19 protein-coding genes, 1 tRNA gene and 1 pseudogene are annotated in these 22681 nt (G+C 67.0%); 6 read left to right on the top strand and 15 right to left on the bottom strand.

The features are described 5' to 3' along the window. Positions 1–10: 10 nt before the first annotated feature. The 6 genes and pseudogenes from ACOGXD_RS12315 to ACOGXD_RS12290 form a co-directional block, all read right to left on the bottom strand. Positions 11–382, bottom strand: a pseudogene (locus tag ACOGXD_RS12315) (DUF427 domain-containing protein). A 90-nt stretch (positions 383–472) separates the two neighbouring features. Further along, positions 473–1081, bottom strand: coding sequence for a DUF6642 family protein (locus tag ACOGXD_RS12310; RefSeq protein WP_419856128.1), 609 nt, complete (start codon positions 1079–1081; stop codon positions 473–475). 14 nt (positions 1082–1095) lie between these two features. Then, a tRNA-Pro gene (locus tag ACOGXD_RS12305) sits at positions 1096–1173 on the bottom strand. A 38-nt stretch (positions 1174–1211) separates the two neighbouring features. Beyond that, positions 1212–1457, bottom strand: coding sequence for a hypothetical protein (locus ACOGXD_RS12300; RefSeq protein WP_419915332.1), 246 nt, complete (start codon positions 1455–1457; stop codon positions 1212–1214). Then, a complete protein-coding gene (gene der, locus ACOGXD_RS12295; protein ID WP_419915331.1) occupies positions 1454–2860 on the bottom strand; it encodes a ribosome biogenesis GTPase Der in 1407 nt (468 codons plus the stop codon). The genes ACOGXD_RS12300 and der overlap by 4 nt, the downstream gene beginning before the upstream one ends. Continuing rightward, entirely contained in the window at positions 2857–4380 is a 1524-nt protein-coding gene (locus ACOGXD_RS12290) for a DUF512 domain-containing protein (protein ID WP_419915330.1), read from the bottom strand. The genes der and ACOGXD_RS12290 overlap by 4 nt, the downstream gene beginning before the upstream one ends. Before the next feature lie 45 nt (positions 4381–4425). Here ACOGXD_RS12290 and ispH point away from each other — a divergent pair, with 45 nt between their 5' ends. From ispH to ACOGXD_RS12275, 3 genes are all read left to right on the top strand, one after another. After that, a complete protein-coding gene (gene ispH / locus ACOGXD_RS12285; protein ID WP_419915329.1) occupies positions 4426–5469 on the top strand; it encodes a 4-hydroxy-3-methylbut-2-enyl diphosphate reductase in 1044 nt (347 codons plus the stop codon). Positions 5470–5512: 43 nt separating this feature from the next. Continuing rightward, complete coding sequence (locus ACOGXD_RS12280) at positions 5513–5785, top strand: type II toxin-antitoxin system Phd/YefM family antitoxin (RefSeq protein ID WP_419915328.1); 273 nt, start codon at positions 5513–5515, stop codon at positions 5783–5785. Positions 5786–5872: 87 nt separating this feature from the next. Next, on the top strand, positions 5873–6046 hold the full coding sequence (locus tag ACOGXD_RS12275) for a type II toxin-antitoxin system RelE family toxin (RefSeq protein ID WP_419915327.1): 174 nt from the start codon (positions 5873–5875) through the stop codon (positions 6044–6046). A gap of 32 nt (positions 6047–6078) precedes the next feature. Here the strand turns inward: ACOGXD_RS12275 and ACOGXD_RS12270 are convergent, their stop codons facing one another. Then, positions 6079–6660: a hypothetical protein gene (locus ACOGXD_RS12270; RefSeq protein ID WP_419915326.1), complete on the bottom strand. Its 582-nt coding sequence runs from the start codon at positions 6658–6660 to the stop codon at positions 6079–6081. Continuing rightward, positions 6650–10471: a RecQ family ATP-dependent DNA helicase gene (locus ACOGXD_RS12265; protein WP_419915325.1), complete on the bottom strand. Its 3822-nt coding sequence runs from the start codon at positions 10469–10471 to the stop codon at positions 6650–6652. Before ACOGXD_RS12265 ends, ACOGXD_RS12270 begins: the two co-directional genes overlap by 11 nt. A gap of 91 nt (positions 10472–10562) precedes the next feature. Between ACOGXD_RS12265 and ACOGXD_RS12260 the strand changes: the two genes are divergently transcribed. Continuing rightward, positions 10563–10829, top strand: coding sequence for a hypothetical protein (locus ACOGXD_RS12260; RefSeq protein WP_419915324.1), 267 nt, complete (start codon positions 10563–10565; stop codon positions 10827–10829). Next, entirely contained in the window at positions 10826–11182 is a 357-nt protein-coding gene (locus ACOGXD_RS12255; RefSeq protein ID WP_419915323.1) for a hypothetical protein, read from the top strand. Before ACOGXD_RS12260 ends, ACOGXD_RS12255 begins: the two co-directional genes overlap by 4 nt. Positions 11183–11263: 81 nt before the next feature. On the opposite strand, the gene ACOGXD_RS12250 is transcribed toward ACOGXD_RS12255, so the two are convergent. The 7 genes from ACOGXD_RS12250 to ACOGXD_RS12220 all read right to left on the bottom strand — a co-directional run bounded on the left by ACOGXD_RS12250 (position 11264) and on the right by ACOGXD_RS12220 (position 21484). Continuing rightward, on the bottom strand, positions 11264–11959 hold the full coding sequence (locus ACOGXD_RS12250; RefSeq protein WP_419915322.1) for a lysophospholipid acyltransferase family protein: 696 nt from the start codon (positions 11957–11959) through the stop codon (positions 11264–11266). After that, positions 11956–14046, bottom strand: a complete 2091-nt coding sequence (aroA, locus tag ACOGXD_RS12245; protein WP_419915321.1) for a 3-phosphoshikimate 1-carboxyvinyltransferase — start codon at positions 14044–14046, stop codon at positions 11956–11958. Before aroA ends, ACOGXD_RS12250 begins: the two co-directional genes overlap by 4 nt. Further along, the gene (locus ACOGXD_RS12240) at positions 14043–15185 is read right to left on the bottom strand and encodes a prephenate dehydrogenase/arogenate dehydrogenase family protein (RefSeq protein WP_419856119.1); all 1143 of its coding nucleotides are present in this window, start codon (positions 15183–15185) and stop codon (positions 14043–14045) included. Before ACOGXD_RS12240 ends, aroA begins: the two co-directional genes overlap by 4 nt. Before the next feature lie 72 nt (positions 15186–15257). Then, positions 15258–18887, bottom strand: a complete 3630-nt coding sequence (locus ACOGXD_RS12235) for an indolepyruvate ferredoxin oxidoreductase family protein (RefSeq protein ID WP_419915320.1) — start codon at positions 18885–18887, stop codon at positions 15258–15260. A gap of 208 nt (positions 18888–19095) precedes the next feature. After that, complete coding sequence (locus ACOGXD_RS12230) at positions 19096–19866, bottom strand: pseudouridine synthase (RefSeq protein ID WP_419915319.1); 771 nt, start codon at positions 19864–19866, stop codon at positions 19096–19098. Between the two features lie 5 nt (positions 19867–19871). Next, positions 19872–20552, bottom strand: a complete 681-nt coding sequence (scpB, locus tag ACOGXD_RS12225) for an SMC-Scp complex subunit ScpB (RefSeq protein WP_419915318.1) — start codon at positions 20550–20552, stop codon at positions 19872–19874. 125 nt (positions 20553–20677) lie between these two features. Next, positions 20678–21484 (bottom strand): segregation and condensation protein A, encoded by an 807-nt coding sequence (locus tag ACOGXD_RS12220; RefSeq protein WP_419915317.1) that lies wholly within the window; start codon positions 21482–21484, stop codon positions 20678–20680. A gap of 86 nt (positions 21485–21570) precedes the next feature. Between ACOGXD_RS12220 and trpS the strand changes: the two genes are divergently transcribed. Continuing rightward, positions 21571–22572, top strand: a complete 1002-nt coding sequence (gene trpS, locus ACOGXD_RS12215; RefSeq protein WP_419915316.1) for a tryptophan--tRNA ligase — start codon at positions 21571–21573, stop codon at positions 22570–22572. Positions 22573–22681: the final 109 nt, after the last annotated feature.

The raw sequence follows: 22681 nt of genomic DNA, 5'->3' as shown, positions 1-22681 counted from the left end.
GCTCCGCCGCTTAGTTGACGGTCTGATCTACCTCGTCACGCTCGGCGTAGAAGCTCATCAGACCGGCGATCTCCGCCATCTCGGGGATCGGATCGGGGTAGGACCACACGACGTCGTCGTAGCTCTGACCGTTGACTGCTACTGACCAGTAGCTGGCATCGCCCTTCCACGGTCAATGAGTGGACAACACAGTCGGGTGCAGCAACTCCATCTTCACGTCTGAAACCGGCAGGTAGTGGCGCGGCGGGAGCCGTCCTTCGGTCAGCACCAGGGCCGAGGTGGAATCGGCCACGACCACGCCGTCCACCCGGACGGTGACCCGCCCTAGCTCCTGTACGACCGAAATCTCGGGCTTGCGATGTTCAGTTGCCGTCTCGCTCATCGGCGCTCCCCTTCGCTCTGTCAGGCACATCATTGCACCGCGCTCGCCAGCCGTGTGTTGCTCCCTGCTGCCCCTCGGGAACACCGCCGATCAGTCAATGATCTTGAGGCCGAGCAATTCGCACAGATAGGGATGCTGGCGGCGGATGCGGTCCTCCACTGCGTCCATCCTCGTGTCGTCGTTCAGCGCCTGCAGCAGCAGAAGCTCGAATGCCGGGAGCTCCAAGCTGCCGCCGACCCGCTCGAGGAAGCCGATCACCGCGGCAGCTCCGGACCGCTCCTGGAATTGCCGCAAGGCCGCGTCGTCGGTGCGCATGATCTCGCACGAGCTGAAATAGATGATCCGTCCGCCGGCCCGTCCGTCGAGCACGTCGGCGAGCTCCTCCAGGGTCACCTTGGTGGAGCCGCTCAGCCAGAGTTCTCCAGGTTTGCCGTGAAATCCGAAGTGCCCGATCTGATAGTCGCGGTAGCGCTGCTGGGTCCATTTGCGAACGTAGTAGAAGAGCTCGGGCGCGGTGCCGATGTCGCGTCGGATGAACTTCAGGCCACTGAGCTCGCGGACGGTCTGCAGGAGCGTGGCCACGCCGAACTGCTGACGGAGATCCGCATCGGAGTCGTCGCCTTCAAATGCGAAGACTCCTGTGGCGAGCCGCCGTGACACCCTGCCGCCCGGAGCAACCGCTGGCACACCCTTTGCCATGACAAACCCCGCTGTGGTCGGGCTGAGAGGATTTGAACCTCCGACCCCTGGTCCCCCAGACCAGTGCGCTAACCAGACTGCGCCACAGCCCGTTCCGCAGGCACGATACCGGCTGGGTTGAATGGAAGGTTCAGCCGATCACACCCGCGAACCACTGGATCAGCCACACGACTCCTTCGACCGCACGCCAGCCCAAGTACACGGTTGCCATCACCACGACGAGCCAGAAGTGCCACGGCGCCCCCGTACGCCCCTGCTGGGGCCGGTCGCCTTCGCTGCTGCGCCGCCCGCCGCCGTGGCCGGCTGCGTCGGGAAGCGGGCGGCGGTTCTGCCGCTGGGCGGTCGGGTCGGCGCCGCGCCGCGACAGCGGCCTCATCGTCGGCGCACTCGCAGTTTGAGGGGCGTGCGGGCGAGGCCCAATTCTTCGCGCAAGCGGCGCTCGAGGTAGCGCAGATAGGTGGCCGGGAGCTCCCGGTTGGCGAACAGCGTGAACGTCGGCGGCTGTGTTGCGGCTTGGGTGGCGTACAGCACCCGTGCTCCGCCGGGCGCCGGCTGTGCGGACTGCGCGAGCTGGACGATCTCGTTCACCTTGGCGGTCGGCGCCCTCGATTCGTACGCCTCCATGGCGGCGGAGACTGCGGGCACCAGCCGATGTACGCCCCGACCCGTCAGCGCGCTGATGCGCAACACGGGTGATTCGCCGACGAAGTGCAGGCGGCGCGCCAGCTCCCCCAGGACGCGTTCACGATGCTCGGCATCCAGCGTCTCCCACTTGTTGAGCAGCACCACGATCGGGCAGCCAGCCGCGTCGATGCGCTCGGCCAGGCGCTGGTCCTGCGCCGTCACTCCTTCGGTGGCGTCGATGACCAGCAGCGACACGTCGCAGGCGTCGATAGCCCGCAGCGCCCGCAAGTTGGCGTAGTACTCGGTGTCGGCGTCGACCCGAGCCTTGCGGCGCATGCCGGCGGTGTCCACGAACCGCAGCGGGCCGGCCTCGGTCTCCACGAGGGTGTCGATGGTGTCGCGGGTCGTGCCGGGCCGGTCATGGACGACCGACCGTTCGTCGCCGATGAGCCGGTTGAACAGCGTGGATTTGCCGACGTTGGGCCTGCCCACGATCGCCACTGCAGGCACTGCGGCTTCGCCATCGACGAGGGCCTCGTTCTCGTCATCACTGTCGCTCATGGGCTCGTCACGGTCCGCAGTTGCCTCCTCTGCAGAGTCCGCGACTGCGTCGGGGCTGCTGGCGCTGTCGCCGCTACCGACGGGCGGCTCCGCCTCGCCGAGCAGGTCCTGCACCTGATCCAGCAGATCGCCGACGTTGCGGCCGTGCAGGGCAGACACGGCCCAGGCTTCGCCGAGGCCCAGACGGTTGAACTCCCACCGACCGTCGTCACGGGCCCCGCTGTCGGCCTTGTTGGCAACCACCAGTGTCGGCCGGCCGCTGCGCCGCAGCATGGCGGCGATACGAGCATCGGGCTCGGTGATGCCCACAGTCACGTCCACTACCAGCAGCAGCACATCAGCGTCGGCCATGGCCCGCTCGCTCTGCTCGGACACCTTGCCGTCGAGCGTGTCGCCGTCTGGCGACCACCCGCCGGTGTCCACCACGACGAAGGGGTGCCCGCGCCAAGCGGCCTCGGCTGCCTTGCGGTCACGCGTCACGCCGGGCTCGGGCGCCACCACGGCCTCGCGGCGGCCGACCAACCGGTTGAACAGCGTGGACTTGCCGACGTTGGGCCGACCCACGATGCCGACAACGGGCAGACCGCCACTCATGGCAAAACACCCGCCGCGTCGAGCAGTTCCCGCAGGGCGCTGCCGTTGGTCGGCACGATCTCGACGGGCCGAGGCAGCTCGGCGGGTGTCATGCCGTCGAGGAACTTCCCGCCCGACAGGCACACGTCGGGCAGCAGGTAGCGGTGCGACGCCGGCTCGGCAACCAGCACGGCGGCGATGTCGACGCCAGCGAGCAGGCCGGTGACGCCGATGTTGCCGCCGAAGAACCGGTTGGGCACTTCGATCACCCGCGCCTCGGCCACCCCAGTGTCCTTGCTGTCCTGCCCGGGCATTGCCTCGGCGTGCCACTGACTCACCAGCGGCGCCAGCACGGCAGCGCCGTAGGTGCCCGTCAAGATCCCGATGGGCTGCGTGGCGGCCTCGCCGTTGCCGACTCGCCGGCGGGGCGTCGGCGAGAGCGTCACCGGCACCGTCGGCGATGACAACGACAGACCGTCGAAGTCGATCTCGCCGCTGCGGTTGGCGCCATGTCCGGGTGCCCGCACGGCGCGGTAGCCCTCTGCCGGCGCCCCGTCCACCCACGAGAAGAATCCCGCAGCCGGCGCACGCTGCCTGATGCCGCCGTCGGGCGAGCGCTCGCCGGCTGCGCAGAACTCTCGCTCGAACGCCCTCGCCATGCCGATGCCGTCCTCGTGCATCGGGAAGTCGCCGTAGGTCTCGGCAGCGGGAAAGGGTCGGCCTGCGAGCAGGTAGTACTCGTCGGCGACGAACACCAGACGTCGACCGAGCACGTCCAGGCAGCACTGCTGCCACTCCTCGCACAGGTCCACGACAGCCGCAGCTTCCGTGACGGAATGGGGGCGCATGGCCGGCTCCCGCTGATGGGAGCTGACCCCGAGCGGCACCACCGCGAGCGTCGCCAGCGACGGGTAGCGGTCGAGCACGCCTGCCAGCGTGTCCGCCAGCACCTGCCCGTCGTTCACTCCCGGGCACACCACCACCTGCCCGTGAACCTCGATGCCCCCATCGAGCAACGCGCTCAGCCATCGCAGGCTTGTCGCGCCACGCGGATTTCGGAGCATCCGGGCCCGCACCACGGGATCGGTGGCGTGGATCGACACGTACAGCGGTGACAAGCGCTCGTCCAGCACTCGCTCCAGGTCCAGCTCGGTGAAGCGGGTGAGCGTGGTGAAGTTGCCGTACAGGAACGACAGCCGGTAGTCGTCGTCCTTGAGGTAGAGGCTCCGGCGCAGCCCCGGCGGCAGCTGGTAGATGAAGCAGAACTCGCAGTGGTTGTCGCAGGTCTGCACCCGGTCGAAGATCGCGGCATGCACCTCGGCGCCGAGCGGGACGCCGGCGTCCTTCGGTACGTCCATGACGATCTCGTGCCCGTCGCGCACCACCGTCAGCGTGGGATCGGCGTCGTCGAGCAGCAGCTGCCAGGCGATCACGTCGGTCGGTGTGACGCCGGAGATCGACACCACCTCGTCGCCGAGGGCCAGCCCGGCGATCTCGGCCGCCGAGCCGGGCTCCACCGCCACCACAACCGGCCGGGACATGGGTTCAGGATAGGAACCTCTCACCCCGTCGGTAGCGTCACAGCCGTGGCTGTGGACCGGGTGCTGCTGGCGGCGCCTCGCGGCTTCTGCGCCGGCGTCGAGATGGCCATCAAGGCACTCGCCTGGCTCGTCAGATCGTTCCCGCCGCCGGTGTACTGCTACCACGAGATCGTCCACAACCGCCTCGTGGTAGATCGCTTCGAGCGACTCGGCGTGGTGTTCGTCGACGATGTCGCCGAGGTGCCGGCGGGCCGGCCGCTCATGCTGTCCGCGCACGGCTCGGCGCCCGAGGTCGTCGCCGAGGCCCGCCAGCGCGGCGGCTACGTGGTGGATGCCGTCTGCCCGCTCGTCACCAAGGTGCACCACGAGGTTCGCGTGCGTGCGGGCAAGGGCTTCCGAGTGGTCTACGTGGGCCACGAGGGTCATGACGAGGCAGTCGGCACCATGGCGGTGGCGCCCGAGTCGATCTCGCTGGTGTCCGAACCCGCCGACGTGGCAGGCCTCGACGACTTCGATGCGCCCGTGGCCGTGCTGGCGCAGACCACGCTGAGCCACCGCGACTGGTCCGACGTCGCGGCGGCGGCGAAGGACCGCTTCGGCGACGTGTGGATGCCAGGTCGCTCGGATCTGTGCTTCGCCACAACGAACCGTCAGGGCGCGCTGGCGGAGATCGCCGCCGGTTGCGACGCCGTGGTCGTCATCGGCTCGGCGAACTCGTCGAACACCATGGCGTTGGCCAAGGTGGCCTCGGACTCTGGCTGCGGTCGCGTGCTGCGTGTGAACGCCGCCGCTGAGCTGCCCGACGATCTGTCCGGCACGGTGGGAGTCACCGCGGGGGCATCCGCGCCGGAGGAGCTCGTCGAAGCAGTGATCGCACGCCTGGCGCCTGCTGGGGGCACCACCGAGGTGACGATCACCGACGAGGACGAGTACTTCCCCCCGCCTCGCGAGCTGCGCGACCTGCTCGACGCCATGGAGACCGCGGTTCATGCCAGCCTTGCCGTGCCCGCAGCCGCACGAGTCCGCGCGACGGATCGATCCACCGCCGCGAGCGACGTGCTGGCCACACTCGCCGCCACCGCAGTCTGACAAGCCGCAGAATATTCTGTACGGAATACTGTACGCTCTCGCCATGTCATCGCGGCTCGAACCCATCCCATCGACCGCACCGTTGACCGATGTCCGCAGCAACCTCAGCGAGATCGTCGACGAGATCGATCGCACCGGCACACAGTGCGTCATCACCAAGCACGGCCGGCCGGTGGCAGTCATCGTGTCGAGCGACGAGTACGAATCGCTCGTGGAGACCCTCAACATCTTGAGCGACGACGACACGATGGCGGCCATTGCGCAAGGCGAGGCCGAGTTCGCCGCCGGCGAATTCATTCGACTCGACGAGATCTAGCGGCACAAGATCAGGGCTGTGCCCGAACTGTCGCGCAGTGCAGCCAAATCGCTCAGAGGGCTGCCTGAGTCGCAGCGCCAGAGGGCAATGGAGATCATCCGGCGCCTCGACCACAACCCGGCGCTCGGCAAGAAGCTGCAAGGCAACCTGCGCGGCTTTCGCTCGGCCCGCCTCGGCAGGAGCCATCGCATCATCTACCGAGTCTCCGACGACGTGATCCGAGTCACCGCCATCACGCCACGCAAAGACGCCTACCGCTGAGGCACGACACACGAGGATGTCAATGCAGCATCTCAAGCGAGCAGATCGGCCCCCAGCTTTCTCAGCTTGGCGATGGTCTTGGGCGGAATCTTGTTGACCACCTCACGCAAGCTCTGATGCCTGGCGAGCACTTCTTGGTGCTGACTGCGCTCAGTAGCGAGATCGAGCTGCCGGGCAGCGAGATCTTGCTGAAGCTGCGTCACGCGTGCCTCGAGTTCGGATGATCGCCGTTGTTCAGCCGCCAACGCTTCCTGCGCGCGCTCGGCTTGACCACGAACGAAATCGTGTACTTCTTCGAGGCGATCCTGCAATGTCTCGTGCATCGCATTGCTCAGCAGTTCTTCGCTCCGGCGCATCGCCGACAGGACCTGCTGTGCTCCGTTGCGCAAGTCGCTGACCAGCCCCTCGTGTGCAGTCGCTGCTGCATGCAGCGAGTCTCTGGCAATCTCCTGCTGATCTTGAAGCTCGCACAATCTCACAACTCGCTGTCGAATGGCGTGCAACTCGTCGCGAGCGGCCTCCGCACTGCGGATGGAGTCACGCAAGCGTTCGATCTCGGGCGAAGAGCCGTCCGTCCCATCACGCGGATCGCTGCCGTCTGGCTCATCTGTCATCAGCGTGCTCCTGGTCATCGTCTCTGGCGTCCCCGCCTCCTTCGTCGGCCGCCGCTTCAGGTTCCAGTCTGCCGATGGCCTCGTCTGCGAACTGAACGCCCTGCCGAAGGAGGTACCGCAAGTACCAGTTATGCAGTCCGGCGTCAGCAGCGCCGCCATCGAGCGCTCGTCTCCGAACCCAGTCCAACAGCGACTCTGCCAGCAGTCCTTCATCGTCAAGCAAATCGAGCACAGAACCAGCCGTCGATGCACGGTAATCCGCGATGACATGGACAGCGTGCTCGAAGCTTCGTTCGATGTCGCCGGTATCGCAGCCGTACTGCCCTTGTGCGCTGAGCAGCGCAGCTCGCAGATCATCGATCTCGTCGGCTGGACGGGTCTCCGTCGCCCGGCCGACGAGCGATGTCAGCACTCCGGCCACCCCACGACACAGCAGCAATCCCGGATGCTGCGGATACGACTCCAGCAGCCGCGCCGTGGCGGCTTGCATCTCACGGGCGTTGCGTAGGACGGTCGCATCAACGGCGTCATGCATGAGATCGAGAGCTTCTGACCACGGTGCCAAGCGGAAGCCCTCGACACTGGTGAGCTGATCCCGGCGCAAATCCTCCATCTGGTTGAGGATGTGGCCCTCATTCAAGTAGTCCAAAATGCGCTGCCGAAACACCTCCCCATCGGTTTCCGATGCAGCAAGGTACATCTCTCTCAGCGACCGTCGCCGCGATGCCTCCATCGTGCGGTAGAGCGTTTCGATGTACTGAGATCCACAGCCGCAGATGACTTTGGTAAGTGACAGGGGTTTCAGCAAGCCCGCAGGCATCGGGCGCTCGATGCCTTCGAGTTCCGTCAGTAGCTCTGGTAACCGAGCCAGCAGGTCCTCCCTCAAGGCATCGCCGCCGTCCGCAAGGGAAACATCGAACTGCTGGTTGTTGTAATCGAGTCGGTAGTCGACGACCGCACCTAGCCGAGCCAACCGACACAGGGCCTGCTCTCGTCGACGCTGTTCGCCGTCTTTGGCCTTCTTGAAGTCGTCAGGCTTCATCTGAGCCTCGAATTTCATCGCCTTCGGAGCAAGTGAAATCGGCCGCGGTGAAACAAGAGGGACATGCCCAAATAGCTCTTGTACCACCTCACCGAGCGTCTCCGTTTCTGCCTTGACGCCCGGAAAATTACTGAGATGAAGATACAGAGCTGTTGTGACAAAATCGCGGACTTTGTTCGGTACATTCCCGTGACTTTGCCGCAGCGCCTCAAGATCCAAGACTGGACTCAGGAGATCCTGATTCCTCTTGCGGTCACTCTCACCCAAGATGAGGACGCATGCGGCCTCTCGGCGATCACGTCCTGCTCTACCGGCCTCTTGGTAGTACGCCTCAAGTGAGTTAGGCAGTCCATAATGCATGACCCAACGAATATTGGGTTTGTCAATCCCCATCCCAAACGCGAGCGTTGAAACCATAGCGTTTGCCTGATTGTGCAGGAACTTGGTAGCGTTTGCCCGTTTCTCAACCTCCCAATTACCGATACCTAGCTTCTTCGGTTTCCTGCCCGCGAATATAGTCGTCGATATACCTTCCTCGTTGACGACCTCACGCGCCTCAAGTACACCATGCTGCCCGTCAACGGTACGCGTGAACACGATGCCCGAGTTGGTTCGGTCTTCCTGAACGTCATAGAAGCCTTGTACCTCGGCGCCGAGCAGACCGGGAATCTCTCGCAGAACATCGCCCAAGCGCGACGGCACCTCAGACACCGGTGCCTTCACAACCGAGTATCTCAGCTCTCTACGATCAAACGTCGCAGGTCGAACGATGTGTTCCTCCATTTCAGGAATCTCTAACTGTTGCAGCATGTCGGATAGGACTGGTCTCGATGCAGTGCCAGTAAGTGCTGCAAGTGCAGGCCCGAAGCCCAAGCCGTCTTGACAACGTCGCCGCACGATGCGACGGATATTGAGGTAGCAAGGTCGGAAATCGTGGCCCCATTCCGAAACACAGTGTGCTTCGTCGATCACTACGTGTGTAATCGCTGCTCTCTGGGACAGCGAGTCCAATGCCGCGCGGAACTGCTTGATCTGTAGCCGTTCAGGTGCCACAAAGACGAAATCAGCATCGGCATTCGCCAACTGCTCATGAATCTCCTTGCCGGCCTTCTTGATCTTGTGACTCGTGATTCCGAGAACACGGTCACAACCGTGCGACCTGAGACCTCGCTCTTGATCATCGATGAGCGCCACAAGCGGGCTGATCACCAGCGTGCAGCCCGGCGAACACATGCCGGCGAGCTGGTACACGATGCTCTTGCCAGCGCCGGTCGGCAGCAGCACACCGCAGTCCTTGCCAGCAAGGAGCAGCTGAATGGCTTCTGCTTGCCCCTCGCGGAAGTCGGTCTTGGCGAAGATCGCCAACAACACTTCTCGGAGGGCATCACGCGTGGCAATTCCACCGTCAGGCAGGCGGCGAACGGGCTTGTCGTTCCGTTTCGCCACCGCCGCCATCCCGCCGTCCGGGGGCTGACGTGCTTGCAACGCCTGTCGCAGGTGTGCTCCTTGATCGGCGACCTCGCACGGCAGCGCTGTCGAACGCACGACGACACATGGACAGCATCGCGGTTCGGGCAAATCAGCGACCGGCGTGAGGTGCATTTGCAACCTGATGACAACATCCGCGGCGGAGGCTGCATCCGCCCGCAGGGCGCACGACATTGCTCTCTCTTTCAACCCCCACAGGCACATCGCCTCGTCGCCGTCAACGAGTACGACCTCGGCGGGCAGGAAACTCGCTGCACCCCAGAGATCGAACACCGCGCTGAGCAACCGGAAGTACGGCTCGCACGCAGCCAGCGCGACACCCGTCGGGTCTTCGACCCCAATTGTCCAACGGTCGCCTTGAAGCGCGCCCGCGCGGATAGCGGTCGAAATTGCCAGAAAGAAGCGCTGAAGCTGAATCGCGCCCCATCTTGGATCATTGGGATTCGGCGAATGATCCACAGCGCCCAGAAGTGCCGCGGCCGTCTTCAAGTGCTCACCGCTCCCCAGGTCAAGTTCGCTGGTCGGGACTCGGTACGTAGTGATACCCGCGTTCTTCAATGCCTTGTCACGCGCGTCATCCACAGCCTTGTGCTTCGGAACCTCATGCAGAGGTCCATCGACCTCGAACACCATGGGCACACCCCCGCCGGGCGGAGCGAATAGGAAGTCGACACGCCTCATGCCAAAACCGTCCGCACCGCCGAGCACTTTTGGCGGCTTCGCGCCCTTGATCGCCTTGCCATTCTTGAGGTGGTGGCCGACCTTGAGCACCTGTTCGAATGAAGCCTGAGGGATCATCCACCGCGACGAGCCCGGATGGGTCTCCTCGGCCCAACTCAAGAATTGCCGCTCAGCGTTCGAGTCGAGCGCCAGACTCTCATAGCTCGACGGCCGCGCCGTCGGCAGATTACGCGTTCCCGTACATTCGGCACCGTCGATGGGCCTGCCCCCATTCCAATCTGGCAAACGGACGGCAGCGTCGCCCTCGAATGCGCTCTCCTCGATGAACTCGCGCAGTCCGGCACGCTCCAAGATCAGCCGCTCCGCATCTGGATGCACTGGCGGAGCCGAGCCTCGCTGCAACATCTTCTCGAAGACGTCCAGCGCTGCGTCAACCCTCGGGAGGAGCCAGTGGTCAGCAATGGGTTCGCTAACCGCGATCCAGCATCTCCTGTATGACACAGGCTGATCTGGGGACATCGAGCGCAGCGATGCACCCAGCCTGCGGTAGGCACATACCCAGCCAGCGCGCTCCAGAGTGCCATCATGCCAATCGAGCATCGTCCCGAGTCTGCCATCGTCCGAACTGCTGCAACAGCGGCCAACACAATATGAGGGCCATTGGAGGCAGTGCCTCATGTATGCTTGTTGTATGCCTGAAATTGCCCCTGAGATTGCTCTTGACAAGCCACGGCGGAAAGCCATGTTCCTGGGGCCAGAGGCACTGCGCGACCTGAGGTCGACTGCGGCTCGGCGTCGCACCGAACGCGAGGCTGTCGAAGAAGGGCTTCGACTGCTGGCGACAAGGGACGCTCAACTCGACGCTATGAACGACTTCGTCGAGTGGGCGATCGCCGAGTGGGGCGAGCCGACCGAGGCGGAGGCAGCCCGTGCTGAGGAGATCTGGTCGAATCGGTGATCCTCGATGCCGGCGTGTTCATCGCGCTCGAGAACCCATCGAAGCGACGAGTCGTCCTGGCGCTCGTACGCCAGATGCAGGCCGAAGGAGCGATCCCGGCAACGAACGATGCTGCTCTGGCCCAAGCATGGAGGGAGCCTGCGAGGCAGGTGCCTTTGGCGATGTTGGTCAAGGCAATGGATGTGTACCCGTTCGGGGACCCTCGTGTGATCGGCCAGCGTTGTGCGCGCACTGGTACGAGCGACGTCGTCGATGCCAGCCTCGCCGTGCTCGCCGACCAGCTCGGCGTCAGAGTCCTCACCACTGACGCCTCTGACATGCACAGACTCGGTGCCGACGCAGCAGAACTCTGACGGCGCCGAGCACCTGTTCCATCAGCGGCGCCGGCGAACCCGGCTGATGTCTTGCGGCACCAGACCCAGGCCGTGGCCAAATCAGCGCAGGTTGGGGGTGCCGACGTCGGCTTGGGCTTGGTCGTAGAGCGCCTGGATGCGCTCGCGCAGATCCTCGGTGAGCTCGCGTATCGCTCGTCGTGATGCCCGGCCACTCGGTCCCAGCGGCGGCGGGTCCATCGGCTCGCCGATGATGAACTTGATGCGCCGGGGATACATGAACTTGGCGCCGCGGGGCATGGCTGCGGCAGTCCCGCCGATCCCGACGGGCACGATCGGCACCTGCGCCCTCGCCGCCAGGTACACCGGTCCGTCCATGAGCGGCAGCACCCGCGGCCCGTCCTTGCGCTCGCCCTCGCCGAACATCACGACCGGGTCGTCGCCGTCGGTCAGCGCATTTAGCGCAGTCCTCAGCGCTGCCCGATCCGGCGCGTCACGGTTCACCGGGAAGCAGCCGATCGTCGTGAACAGCCAGCCCGGAAAGCGGTACTTCCACATCGAGTCCTTGCCCATCACCCGCATCCGCGCAGGAATCGCGGCGTGGATCGGCGTGTCGATGTAGCTGCGATGGTTGGGCACCCACACGCACGGGCCGTCGGGCAGGTTCGTCAGCCCATCAACGGAGATCCGGTTCCACGCCCGGAAGACGCCCCAGATTGCGTACTTCATGATCTTGTAGACGGCCATGTTCAGCGGCCTGTCGCGCAGATCGGTCTCGGGCCGGCCCGATCCGCTCATCGGCCTTGGACCGAGCTGGGACGGATCGGGACCTGGAGCCCAGCCGCACGGCGATACAGCGCGGTGATGATCTCGACAGCCTCATCCTGCGACAGCTCGCTGGTGTCGACAATGACCGCGCGGGGTGCCACCTGCAGCGGCGAGTCGGCCCGGCCCGAGTCGAACCGATCCCGCTCGCTCAACTCCGCGGCCAGCGCTGCGATCGCCGCCTCATCATTGCTCGCATCTCCTGCGCTGCCGGTGGAGTCAGCCTGCTGGGCGAGACGACGACGGGCCCGCTCGGCAGGTGTCGCCGTGAGGAACACTTTGAGAACAGCATCAGGAAACACCACGCTGCCGATGTCGCGGCCCTCCATCACCCCCCCGCCGACGAGGTTCGCCCAGTCGCGCTGGCGTCGGGTCAGCACCCAACGCACCTGCGGGTTGGCCGCTGCCACGCTGACGCTGCGATCCACCTCTGCACTGCGGATCGCCGCCGTGGCATCGGCGCCGTCGACCATCACCTGCTGGGCGTTGCTCACGCTCGAAATCTGGATATCGGCATTGCGGGCAATGCTCGCTACCGCCGCGAGGTCGCCGAGATCGACGCCTGCTTGCAGCGCCGCCCACGCCACCGCCCTGTACATAGCGCCGGTGTCGAGATAGTCCATCTCGAGCTCGCCGGCCACTGCGCGGGCCACGCTGGACTTGCCGGAGGCGGCGGGACCGTCGATCGCGATCACCGTCACCCGTTGCTCCGAGACTGGTTCAGGCGAGCCGCGGAGCGCCTCGATCGCATCGAAGAAGTCGGGGAAGGTCTTGGCGACGCAATCGGGATCGTCGATGTCGATCCCGGCCACGCGCAAACCCATCAGGGACATCGCCATCGCCATCCGATGGTCGCCGTGGCAGTCGACCAAGCCCGCCCGGAGCCCGAAGGGGTTCGCTCGGACGGTAATGCCGTCGTGCTCGGCCACGGCATCGACGCCGCGCTTGACGAGCTCGGTGGCCGTGTTGCCGATGCGGTCGGTCTCCTTGCGGCGGATGAATCCGATGCCGCCGATGGAGGTGGTGCCCTCCGCGAACGCTGCCACCGCAGCCAGCGTCTGAGCGGTGTCGGAGAAGTCGCGCAAGTCGAACGAGCCTCCGAGGAGCATTCCGCTCGGCGGCGCACCGACGGCGATGGCATCGTCGCTGACGGTGACATCTGCCCCCATCTCGCCGAGGACCTCAGCGAATCGCACGTCGCCTTGGATGCTGTGGCTGCCGAGCCCTTCGACACGCACCTTGCCGCCGCACAGGGCAGCAGCGGCCCAGACATAGCTCGCGGCAGACGCATCGGGCTCGATCACATAGTCGGCGGCCCGGTAGCGGCCTTCGGTCACCACGAAGCGATCGGCACTCGGGACGGTCACGTTCGCGCCGAAGGCCTCCATGACCGCGACCGTCATGTCGATGTAGGGCCGGCTGACGGCGTCGAAATCGGAATCGATCTCCACATGAATGCCGCCGCGCAGAGGGCCGGCGAGCAGCAGGCCGCTCGCGTACTGGCTGGAAGCGTCGGCCCGGATCCGTATGTGACGCAGAACAGCGCTCGCATCGTCGACGGCCTGCGATGACACGTCAATCGGCAGGCAGCCGTGCTCGCCGAGTTCGCGCACCTTGACGCCCAGCGAGCGCTGTGCCGCCAGCAGATCGTCCAGCGGGCGCGTGCGCAGCTGGGGATCGCCGTCGAGCAGCCAGCGGCCGCCGAGGGCGGCGACCACGGGCAGGATGAAGCGGGCTGTCGTTCCCGACGAGCGCGCGTGCACCATGACCGGCTCGCCTGGCGCGTCATGCGATACCGAGCGCCGTCCGCCGATGCCATCGATGATGAGCCGACGCTTGCCGCGATTCACCCGCACTACCGCTCCGAGGGCAGTGACCGCTTCGATCATGGCCTCGGTGTCGTCCGCGAACAGGACCCCGTCGAGCGTGCTGCGCCCGGTGGCCAGGGCCGCACACAGCACGGCCCTGTTCGTGATGCTCTTGGAACCCGGCAGCAGCGCCGTGCCCGATGCGCCATTGGTGAAAGGGTCGATGACCCCGATGACCCGCCCTGCGCTCATGCCAGATCGCGCGTGGTGGGGTGATACCCCTGCCCGGCCAGAGCCGCGAGAAAGCGCTGCGCCTCGGTTCGCGCCACCACGAGCACGAGCACACCCTCGGCCCCCTCAGTCGAGTGGGCCACCTCAATGTCGGCCACGTTCACGTCGCAGTCCGCTGCGAGCATGGTGATGGCTGCGATCTGGCCCTTGCGGTCCGGGATCGGTACCCGCACTTCCAGCAGCTCCTGTGGCCGCACATAGCGCGACGGCAGGTTGGTGCGGGCGCGCCGCGCCTGAGTGAGCACGGCGCGCAGTCCCTCACGGTCGGCTCCGGCGACTACGTCGCGCATCTGCGTCAGACGCTCGGACAACTCGTCGAGCACGTTCACGATGGCATCGCGGTTCTCACCACAGATGTCCAGCCAGATGCCCGGGTGTCCGGCGGCGATCCTGGTCATGTCCCGAAAACCGCCTGCCGCCAGGCGCAGCAGCGGTGCGTCATCGAGGGCTCGATCGTCGGCCAGGCACATCAGCGACGCGGCGGCGAGGTGCGGCACATGGCTCACTACCGCAACGAGAGCGTCGTGCCGTTCGGGCGTCATCGTCACCACGTCAGACCCGAAACCTGCCAGCACTGCCTGGCAGGCACGCAGGGCGCTGTCGTCGGTGGCTTCATTCGGCGTCAGGGCCCACACTGCACCGGCGAACATGTCGGGATTCGCGCCTTCGATGCCGTCCTGTTCGGAGCCGGCCATCGGATGGCCCGGCACGAAGCGTGCATCGGCGATCACCTGGGCGACCGGCGTCTTGACGCTGCCGGTGTCGGTCACCACGGCGCCCGCAGCGGCGGTGTCGGCGAGTGCGATCGCAACCTGGTCGGCCAGCATCGCTGCGGGCACCGCCACCACGCAGAACGTTGCCTCGGGGTCGGTGCCGACCGCATCGAGACAGCCGAGCTCGAGTGCCCGCTGCGCGTGATCGCCGACGGCGTCGCGCCCCGTCACATGCCATCCCGACTTGCGCAGTGCCGCTGCGACCGATCCGCCGATCAGGCCCGTGCCCACGACCTGGGCGCGGCCCGCCGGTTCGTTGGCGCGCGGCGGCGCCGCTGCACCGGCAGGCGACGGCAACTGCGTTGTCTCGGCAGGACTCGAGGCCACGCCACGAAGGGTACCGATGGCTCTGAACGTCGCCGGTTTGGGCCGGCGAGATGCCTGCTGGGCCCCGGCGGCTCAGTCGGGCGGCGCCAGCTCGGCGACGTGGGCTGCCAGCTCCGTGCGGAACGTCTCCACCGTGGCCATCTTGACGTCCTCGTAGCCGCGGACCAGCTCAGCCAGCCCGGCGATGGCGACCGCCTGTTCGTAACGCGCTGCGCCGGCATCGCGCTCCAGCGCTTCGAGCGCTGTCTCGAGCGCCGCCCGGTACTCGCCAGGCAGCGCTTGCTCGGTCCGGCGGACCTCGGTGCGGCCGAACGGATCGCACCATCGACCCCGGAGGCGCTTGCCGCGCGCCAGCAGCGCGAATACCGGCCGCCATGCTGTCGAGAACCGGATCTTGCCCGTGCGCCCCAGGGCTCGCAGCAGCGGCGGGTGCAGGCTCCACGACACCGTGCCGCCGACCGACGCAGCCAAGTCCCGCGCCGCAGCATTCGCCTCCGGATCGGACATGAGCCGGGCCACCTCGTACTCGTCCTTGTAGGCCGTCAGCTTGAAGTGCCCTGCTGCCCCGACGGCTGTCAGCCGGCCGGAGCCGTCTCCCGCTGCCCGGTCTGCGCTCGCCACGCGTTCGACTGCGTGGAGGAACTGCATTGCCAGATCCTCTGACTGGTAGGCGCACAGCTCGGCTGCATACCGGCGCAGCGCCGTACGCAGCTCGTCGGGTTCTCCCGCTGTTTCCCTGAGCGCGAGCCCATCGGTCAATTCGTCGATACGGGCCGCCAGCCGCTCGGGCATCGCGATGTCAGGACCGGTGCCCGTGGCAGTGCTCGCATCGGGGTCGGCCGCATTCGCCGTGCGCCGCGCCGCGGCCGCGGTCACCGCCGCCGGATCGCAGATCATCGCCCGGCCCCAGCGGAACGCCGCGAGGTTCTGGGCGACCGCAACGCCGTTCAGCTCGATGGCCGCCTCCACGCTCGCCGGCGTGATCGGCAGCGCGCCCGCCTGGACGGCCATGCCCACCACGAACACATTCGCCGTCACCGCAGAGCCGCAGAGTGCGGTCACCAGCGAAGCGACATCGGCCCAGTGCTGCTTGCCGTCGACAGTGACCGCAGCCACCCGCTCGAGCAGCTCGGATGTCGCGGGCATGTCGATACTCGGATCGGCGACCATGGCGCCGGTCGGCGTCGGCGATGTCGACCCGACGACCATGGTCCGGGTCGGGTCGGCGACGTCGAGTCCTGCCGCCGATGCCGCTACGAGCAGGTCGAAGGCCACGATCACATCGGCCTGGCCGCTGCCGAGGCGTGCCGTGGCCGGCCCGCCGATCCGCTTCAGCCGCAGATCGCCCACCACCGTGCCTGCCTTCTGCGACAACCCGATCTGGTCGAGACCTCGCACCTCGAAGCCGTCGAACATTGCTGCCGTGCCGAGCACCTGGTTGACCGTCACCACGCCGGTGCCACCGATCCCGCACATGCGCACCGACACCTCGTCGGGACCGACGAGCGGCACCGGATCGGGTAGCTCAGCGGGCGGCTCGGGTCGAGCGCCGTCGCCGGAGCCATCGCCGCCGCTCGCTGCTCGCTTGCGCCGCAGCGGCGCCAGCATCTCGCGCACCGCAGTGCGGAACGGCCCCGGCTCGGTCACCGTCATGAACGACGGGCAGTCGCCGTCGAGGCACGAGTAGTCGAGGTTGCACGACGTCTGATCAATGCGGGTTTTGCGCCCGAAGAACGTGTCGACCGGCTGCACCGACAGGCAGTTGCTCTTGGCGCCGCAATCGCCGCAGCCCTCACAGATCCGCTCGTTGATGAGCACTCGCTTGGGCGGCGTGGGCTGTGTGCCGCGCTTGCGGGCCCGTCGCGCCTCGGCCGCGCACTGCTGATCGTGGATCAGCACCGTGACGCCGTCGATGCCGGCGAGCAGCTCCTGGGCCTCGGTGAGGCGATCGCGATGCCACACCTCGACACCGGCAGGCACCGCACGGCCGCGGTAGCCAGCCGGGTCGTCGGTGGTGATGAGCACCTTGGCCACGCCTCCCGCCAGCAGCCCGGCGGCCACGTCGGGCACCTCCAGCTGCCCGGCGGGATCCTGCCCACCCGTCATGGCGACAGCCCGGTTCCACAGCAGCTTGTAGGTGATGTTGGTGCCCGAGGCCACCGCGCCGGCGATCGCCAGCTGGCCGCTGTGGAAATAGGTGCCGTCGCCCAGGTTTTGGAAGATGTGCTGCGTTTCGACGAAGGGCGACATGCCGATCCACTGGGTGCCCTCCTGGCCCATGCACGTCAAGCTCACGATGTCGCCGACCCGCTCCGGATCCATGAACAGCGCCATCGTGTGACAGCCGATCCCGGCGCCCACGAGGGCGCCCTCGGGCACCTCGGTGGAGCGGTTGTGCGGGCAGCCCGAGCAGAAGTACGGCGAGCGGCTCTGCTCGGGGGGCAAAGCCAGGGGCAGCTCGATGCGCACGCGCTCTGGCTGGCGCTGCACCAGCCGGTCACCGATGCGAGCTTCCAGCCGCCCACGCAGCGGCTCGATGAGATCGTCAGCGGTCAGCGCTCCGTACGAACCGAGCAGCGTCCGGTCGTGCTCGTCGGTCTTGCCGACGATGCGAGGATGGTGCGACTGGTTGTAGAGGGCGTCCTTGAGCAACGACTCGATGTTGGGACTCTTCTCTTCGATCACGAAGATCTCCGTGACCCCGCGGGCGAAGTGCCGGGCCCGATCGGGGCTGAACGGGATCGGCATGCCCATCCGCACGAGCCGGACGCCGGCCTCGGCGACCGATTCATCGCTGTCGAGGCCCAACCGCCGCAGTGCCTCGCGAACCTCGCGGTAGGTGATGCCTGACGCCACGATCGCAATCCAGGCGTCTGGCGGATCGACCGTGGCGTCGTTCAAGCGGTTGGCTGCGGCGTACGCGATGGCGAGCTCGTAGCGGATCTCGACTATCTCGCGCTCGATGTCGACGGTGTGAGGCGTGAGGAGGTAGCCGTCGGGCCGGTGGCGGTACGGTACGCCGTCGACAAGCGGGATGATCGGGTCGAACCGGTCGGGATCCAGCAGCACTGTCGCAGCGCCGTCCGCCACGTCGGCCACGATCTTGAGGCCTGTCCACAGCCCCGTTGTCCGGGACATGGCGATGGCATGGCGACCGAGATCGAGCGCTTCGGCGGGTGTGCCTGGATAGAGCACCGGGATGTGCAGGTCGGCCATCGACCCAGCCGAGCTCGACGGGATCGTGGAGCTCTTGGCTGCGGGGTCGTCGCCGGCAATGGCGACTGCGCCGCCGCGAGGATCGGTGCCTGCGAAGACCGCATGGCGCAGCGCGTCGGTGGCGCGGTCGACGCCGGGAGCCTTGCCGTACCACAGCCCGACGACGCCGTCGTAGGTGGCATCGGGCCGGGTAGTGGCCAGCTGGCTGCCCATGACGGCAGTCGCGGCCTGGTCCTCGTTGACGGCCGGTGAATGCACGATCGGCAGATCGGTCGCGCTGCGGGCAGATTCGACAGCGGCGTCGTAGCCGCCGAGAGGTGAGCCCGGATAGCCCGACACGAACGCCGCCGTGCGCAGGCCGGCGCGCCGGTCGGCCCGGAGCTGTTCGATCGGCAGGCGAGCCAGGGCTTGCAGCCCGGTCATGAACGTGGTGCCGCTGTCGTCGGTGTAGCGGCCCGACAGCCGGTACGTCTCAGCGAGGCTCATCCGCGTGCTCCTGTGTGCCGGCAACGGCTCCCGTCGGTCATGCCAACGGTTGTCCGCGCATCACTCCCATTGTGGTCGCTGCCTGTGACACATCGAGAACGCCGAACAGCACCTCGCGCCGGCCACGACGCAGCGCACCGCTGCACCGGTAGGTGCGCCCGCTGCGGTGGCGGCAGGGGTCAATCGCCGCGCCGCTTCGCGGCCAGGGTCAATCGCCGCGCCGCTTCGCGGCGCGGTGCAGCTCACGGACTTCGTCGGCGGTGAGCAAGCGGTGCTCGCCGGGGCGCAGCGCGGGATCGGTGAGCGGCCCGATGCGTGTACGCACCAGCCGTACGACCGGGTGCCCCACGGCGTCGCACATCCGCCTGATCTGGCGGTTGCGACCCTCGTGTATCACGATGCGGAGCACCGACGGCTGAGGCATCGACACCACGGCCGGCTTAGTGGGCCCGTCTTCCAGCTCGACGCCAGCGCGCAGTTGCGCCAGTGCTCCGCGTGCCGGCACCCCTTCCACATGGACGAGATACTCCTTGGGGATCCCCCACGACGGATGCGTCAGCCGGTGCGCCAGCTCGCCGTCGTTGGTCACGATGATCAGCCCTTCGGAGTCGGCGTCCAACCGCCCGACTGGGTATACGCGCACTGCGGCAGGCGCCAGATCGGTCACGCAGCGCCGGCCCCGGTCGTCCGATGCCGCGCTGAGCACGCCGCTCGGCTTGTTCACCAGGTAGTGGACCAGCCCCGCGTCCCACGTGACGACCGCACCATCAACCTCGATCCGATCTGCCGGTCCGGCGCGATCCCCGACCCGGGCGACCGTGCCGTTGACCGTGACACGTCCAGCGGCGATCAGCTCCTCGCACCTGCGGCGGCTGGCAACGCCCGCACGGGCCATCATCTTGTGCAGCCGCTCAGCGCTGTCTTTCGGGCCGTCGGGCGACGCCGCGTCGCCGTGGTCCGGCGCGCCTGCGGGTGTCACATCGGCTAGCCGTGCTGGGGCACTGCGAGGCGGTCCATGGCTTCGACCGCTTCAGGCTCCACACGCAGCTCAGCCAACGACGGCAGGTCGTCGAGGCTGTCGAGGCTCAGCCGCTCCAGGAACGTCGGCGTCGTGCCGAGCAGGGCGGCGTTGCCCGGCCCCGGATCGCGTGCGACCTCAGCGATGTAGCCCTGGTCTGCAAGCGTGCGGACGACGCCGTCGGCGTTGACGCCCCGGATGGCGCTGATCTGCGCACGTGAGATCGGCTGCTTGTACGCCACCACCGCCAGGGTTTCCATCGCCGCTGCAGACAGGCGGGCCGACCTGCGGGTCCCGACGAAACGCTCCACGTATTCCGCGACCGCTGCGGCGGTCTGCAGCTGGTAGCCGCCGGCTACCTGCATGAGGGCGAAGCCCCGATCGGCCCTGGCATATTCCCGGGCGAGCTCGTTGCAGATCGTGCCGACGGTGGCCGTGGGTGCACCGGTGACCGCAGCCAGCAGATCGACCGGCACCGGCTCGGTCGCCACCAGCAGCACCGCCTCGACGGCCGCATACAGCTCATGGTCATCGACCGATCGCGAGCTGCCGAGCCCGGCCTCGTCGGCGCCGGCTTCGGCTGCAAAGTCAGCGAGGCCGTTCGCCGCGTCCGATGCGCCGTTGACTGCGCCACTGTCGGCGGGCATCGACGGATGGGCCGGCGGGCGAGTCGAGGATGCGACAGGCGAGTCGTGCGGCGCAGCGACAGTACGACCCTCATCGCTGACCAGTCGCAGACCGCGCGCAGAACTGACTGGCGGGTGCGTGCCGCTCACGCAGCGTCTTCCCCGTAGCCGCCCGCCGCAGCCGGCAGGGTGACACCCTCGCCGATCCACTCCACACCGATGTCGCCGAAGCGCTCAGCCTGTGTCAGCTCGACCAGGCCCGATCCGAACAGCTCGAGCACCGCCAAGAAGTACACGACCACCACGATGCGCTCGGTGATGTCGCAGGTGAGCTCGCGGAACGATGCCGGGCCCGCCGATGCGAGCTGCTCGACGATCTTCGCCGCCGCCTCGTCCACCGTGATGCCGGCGGCCCTCAGGTGGCTGATATCGACCCGCGGCACCGGCCGCGGCGCGAGCACCCGTTCCATCGCCGCCGTGAGGTCATCTCGAGAAGCTCCCGCGAGCAGGTCGGGCGCGAACACCAGGAAGCGCTCGGGGGGACCCGCTGTACGGGGCCATTGCAGCGCTGCGGCATCCCAGCGCTCGCGCAGCAGCCTTGCGGCTGCGCCGAACGTGCGCCCCTCGACCAGCCGTGCCAGTGCGGCATCGCGCAGTCCGTAGGCCGCCAGCTCCTCCTCCAGATCCAATTCGACCGGCGGGGCAGGCAGCAGCCGGCGGGACTTCAGCTCGATCAACGTCGCTGCCAGCAAGGCGAATTCGCTGGCAGCGTCCATGTCGATCCTGCCGTCGACGTCAGCGCGGCTGACATCCACCGCGGCCATGACGGCGACGAAGTCGTCGACCAGGCGCGTCAACGACACATCCCAGATGTCGACCTCCTGGGAGACGACCAGCTTCACCAGCACGTCGAGCGGGCCCGCGAAGGCCTCGGTGCGAACCTCGTGGGCCACGCGGCCCGAAGGTACCGCGACATTCCCGTGCGGCCCGGGATATTTGCAGGACTGTCACGAATGCCGTTCCGGTACCGTCAGGCGCCATGACACGAGTGCTCTCGGGCATCCAGCCCACCGGCGACGTACACCTCGGCAACTATCTCGGGGCGCTGCGCCAATGGGCGATCGACCAGCACGATGCCGACGCCTTCTACTGCGCCGTCGACCTGCATGCCGTCACTGTCCGGCAGGATCCGGCCCAGCTGCGCGAGGCCACCCTGGGCACGATGGCCACGCTGATCTCGGTCGGCCTCGATCCCGAGGTCTGCACGCTGTTCGTGCAGAGCCACGTGCCCCAGCACACGGAGCTGTCCTGGCTGCTGGAGTGCACGGTGTCGCTCGGCGAGCTGCGCCGCATGACCCAGTTCAAGGACAAGTCGGCACGTTCGGAGGGGGGCGAGATGGGCGGCGACCACGTCTCGGCCGGCCTGTTCACATATCCCGCGCTGATGGCAGCCGACATCTTGATCTACGACGCCGATCGAGTGCCGGTCGGCGACGACCAGCGCCAGCACCTCGAGCTGACACGTGATGTGGCGCAACGGTTCAACTCCCGTTACGGCGACACGTTCGTCATCCCGGAGGCTGCCATCCCCACGGTCGGCGCCCGCGTCATGGACCTGCAGAACCCCACGTCGAAGATGTCCAAGTCGGCCGAGAGCCCCCAAGGCTCGATAGGCATCTTCGATGATCATGCCGACATTGCACGCAAGTTCGCCCGCGCAGTGACCGACTCCGAGTCTGAGGTGCGTTACGACCCCGACGCAAAGCCGGGCGTGTCGAACCTGCTGTCGATCCTGGGTGCCGCAACGGGCCGGAGCCCTGCGGACTCTGCGGCGGGCTACAGCCAGTACGGGGCTCTCAAAACCGATACAGCGGACGCGGTCATCGCGATGCTCGTGCCCATCGCGGCGAAGAAGGCCGAGCTCGACGCAGATCCCGCTGAACTCGCCCGCATCATCGCCGCCGGCGCCGACAAAGCCGAGGCCGTGGCATGCGGCACCTTGGCCCGCGCCAAAGAAGCGATGGGCTTCCTTCCCAAGTAGCCGCGTTCGGTTCCTGCGGAGGGCGACAGTAGCGAGGCCGCCACGAAGTCGACGATCTCGACTGTTCTCGGCACATATCAGGAGATTTTCTCAGGATTTCAGCGCGCGA

It is taken from the genome of Candidatus Poriferisodalis sp. (genome assembly GCF_965204125.1).
Classification (GTDB): Bacteria; Actinomycetota; Acidimicrobiia; order Acidimicrobiales; family Poriferisodalaceae; genus Poriferisodalis.
This window is presented reverse-complemented; position numbering and strand designations above follow the sequence as displayed.

Coding starts and splice junctions, on each gene's coding strand:
- ACOGXD_RS12310 (WP_419856128.1), bottom strand. CDS start 1,081: ATGGCAAAGGGTGTGCCAGCGGTTGCTCCGGGCGGCAGGGTGTCACGG.
- ACOGXD_RS12300 (WP_419915332.1), bottom strand. CDS start 1,457: ATGAGGCCGCTGTCGCGGCGCGGCGCCGACCCGACCGCCCAGCGGCAG.
- der (WP_419915331.1), bottom strand. CDS start 2,860: ATGAGTGGCGGTCTGCCCGTTGTCGGCATCGTGGGTCGGCCCAACGTC.
- ACOGXD_RS12290 (WP_419915330.1), bottom strand. CDS start 4,380: ATGTCCCGGCCGGTTGTGGTGGCGGTGGAGCCCGGCTCGGCGGCCGAG.
- ACOGXD_RS12280 (WP_419915328.1), top strand. CDS start 5,513: ATGTCATCGCGGCTCGAACCCATCCCATCGACCGCACCGTTGACCGAT.
- ACOGXD_RS12275 (WP_419915327.1), top strand. CDS start 5,873: ATGGAGATCATCCGGCGCCTCGACCACAACCCGGCGCTCGGCAAGAAG.
- ACOGXD_RS12270 (WP_419915326.1), bottom strand. CDS start 6,660: ATGACAGATGAGCCAGACGGCAGCGATCCGCGTGATGGGACGGACGGC.
- ACOGXD_RS12265 (WP_419915325.1), bottom strand. CDS start 10,471: ATGCTCGATTGGCATGATGGCACTCTGGAGCGCGCTGGCTGGGTATGT.
- ACOGXD_RS12260 (WP_419915324.1), top strand. CDS start 10,563: ATGCCTGAAATTGCCCCTGAGATTGCTCTTGACAAGCCACGGCGGAAA.
- ACOGXD_RS12250 (WP_419915322.1), bottom strand. CDS start 11,959: ATGAGCGGATCGGGCCGGCCCGAGACCGATCTGCGCGACAGGCCGCTG.
- aroA (WP_419915321.1), bottom strand. CDS start 14,046: ATGAGCGCAGGGCGGGTCATCGGGGTCATCGACCCTTTCACCAATGGC.
- ACOGXD_RS12235 (WP_419915320.1), bottom strand. CDS start 18,887: ATGAGCCTCGCTGAGACGTACCGGCTGTCGGGCCGCTACACCGACGAC.
- scpB (WP_419915318.1), bottom strand. CDS start 20,552: ATGCCCGCCGACAGTGGCGCAGTCAACGGCGCATCGGACGCGGCGAAC.
- trpS (WP_419915316.1), top strand. CDS start 21,571: ATGACACGAGTGCTCTCGGGCATCCAGCCCACCGGCGACGTACACCTC.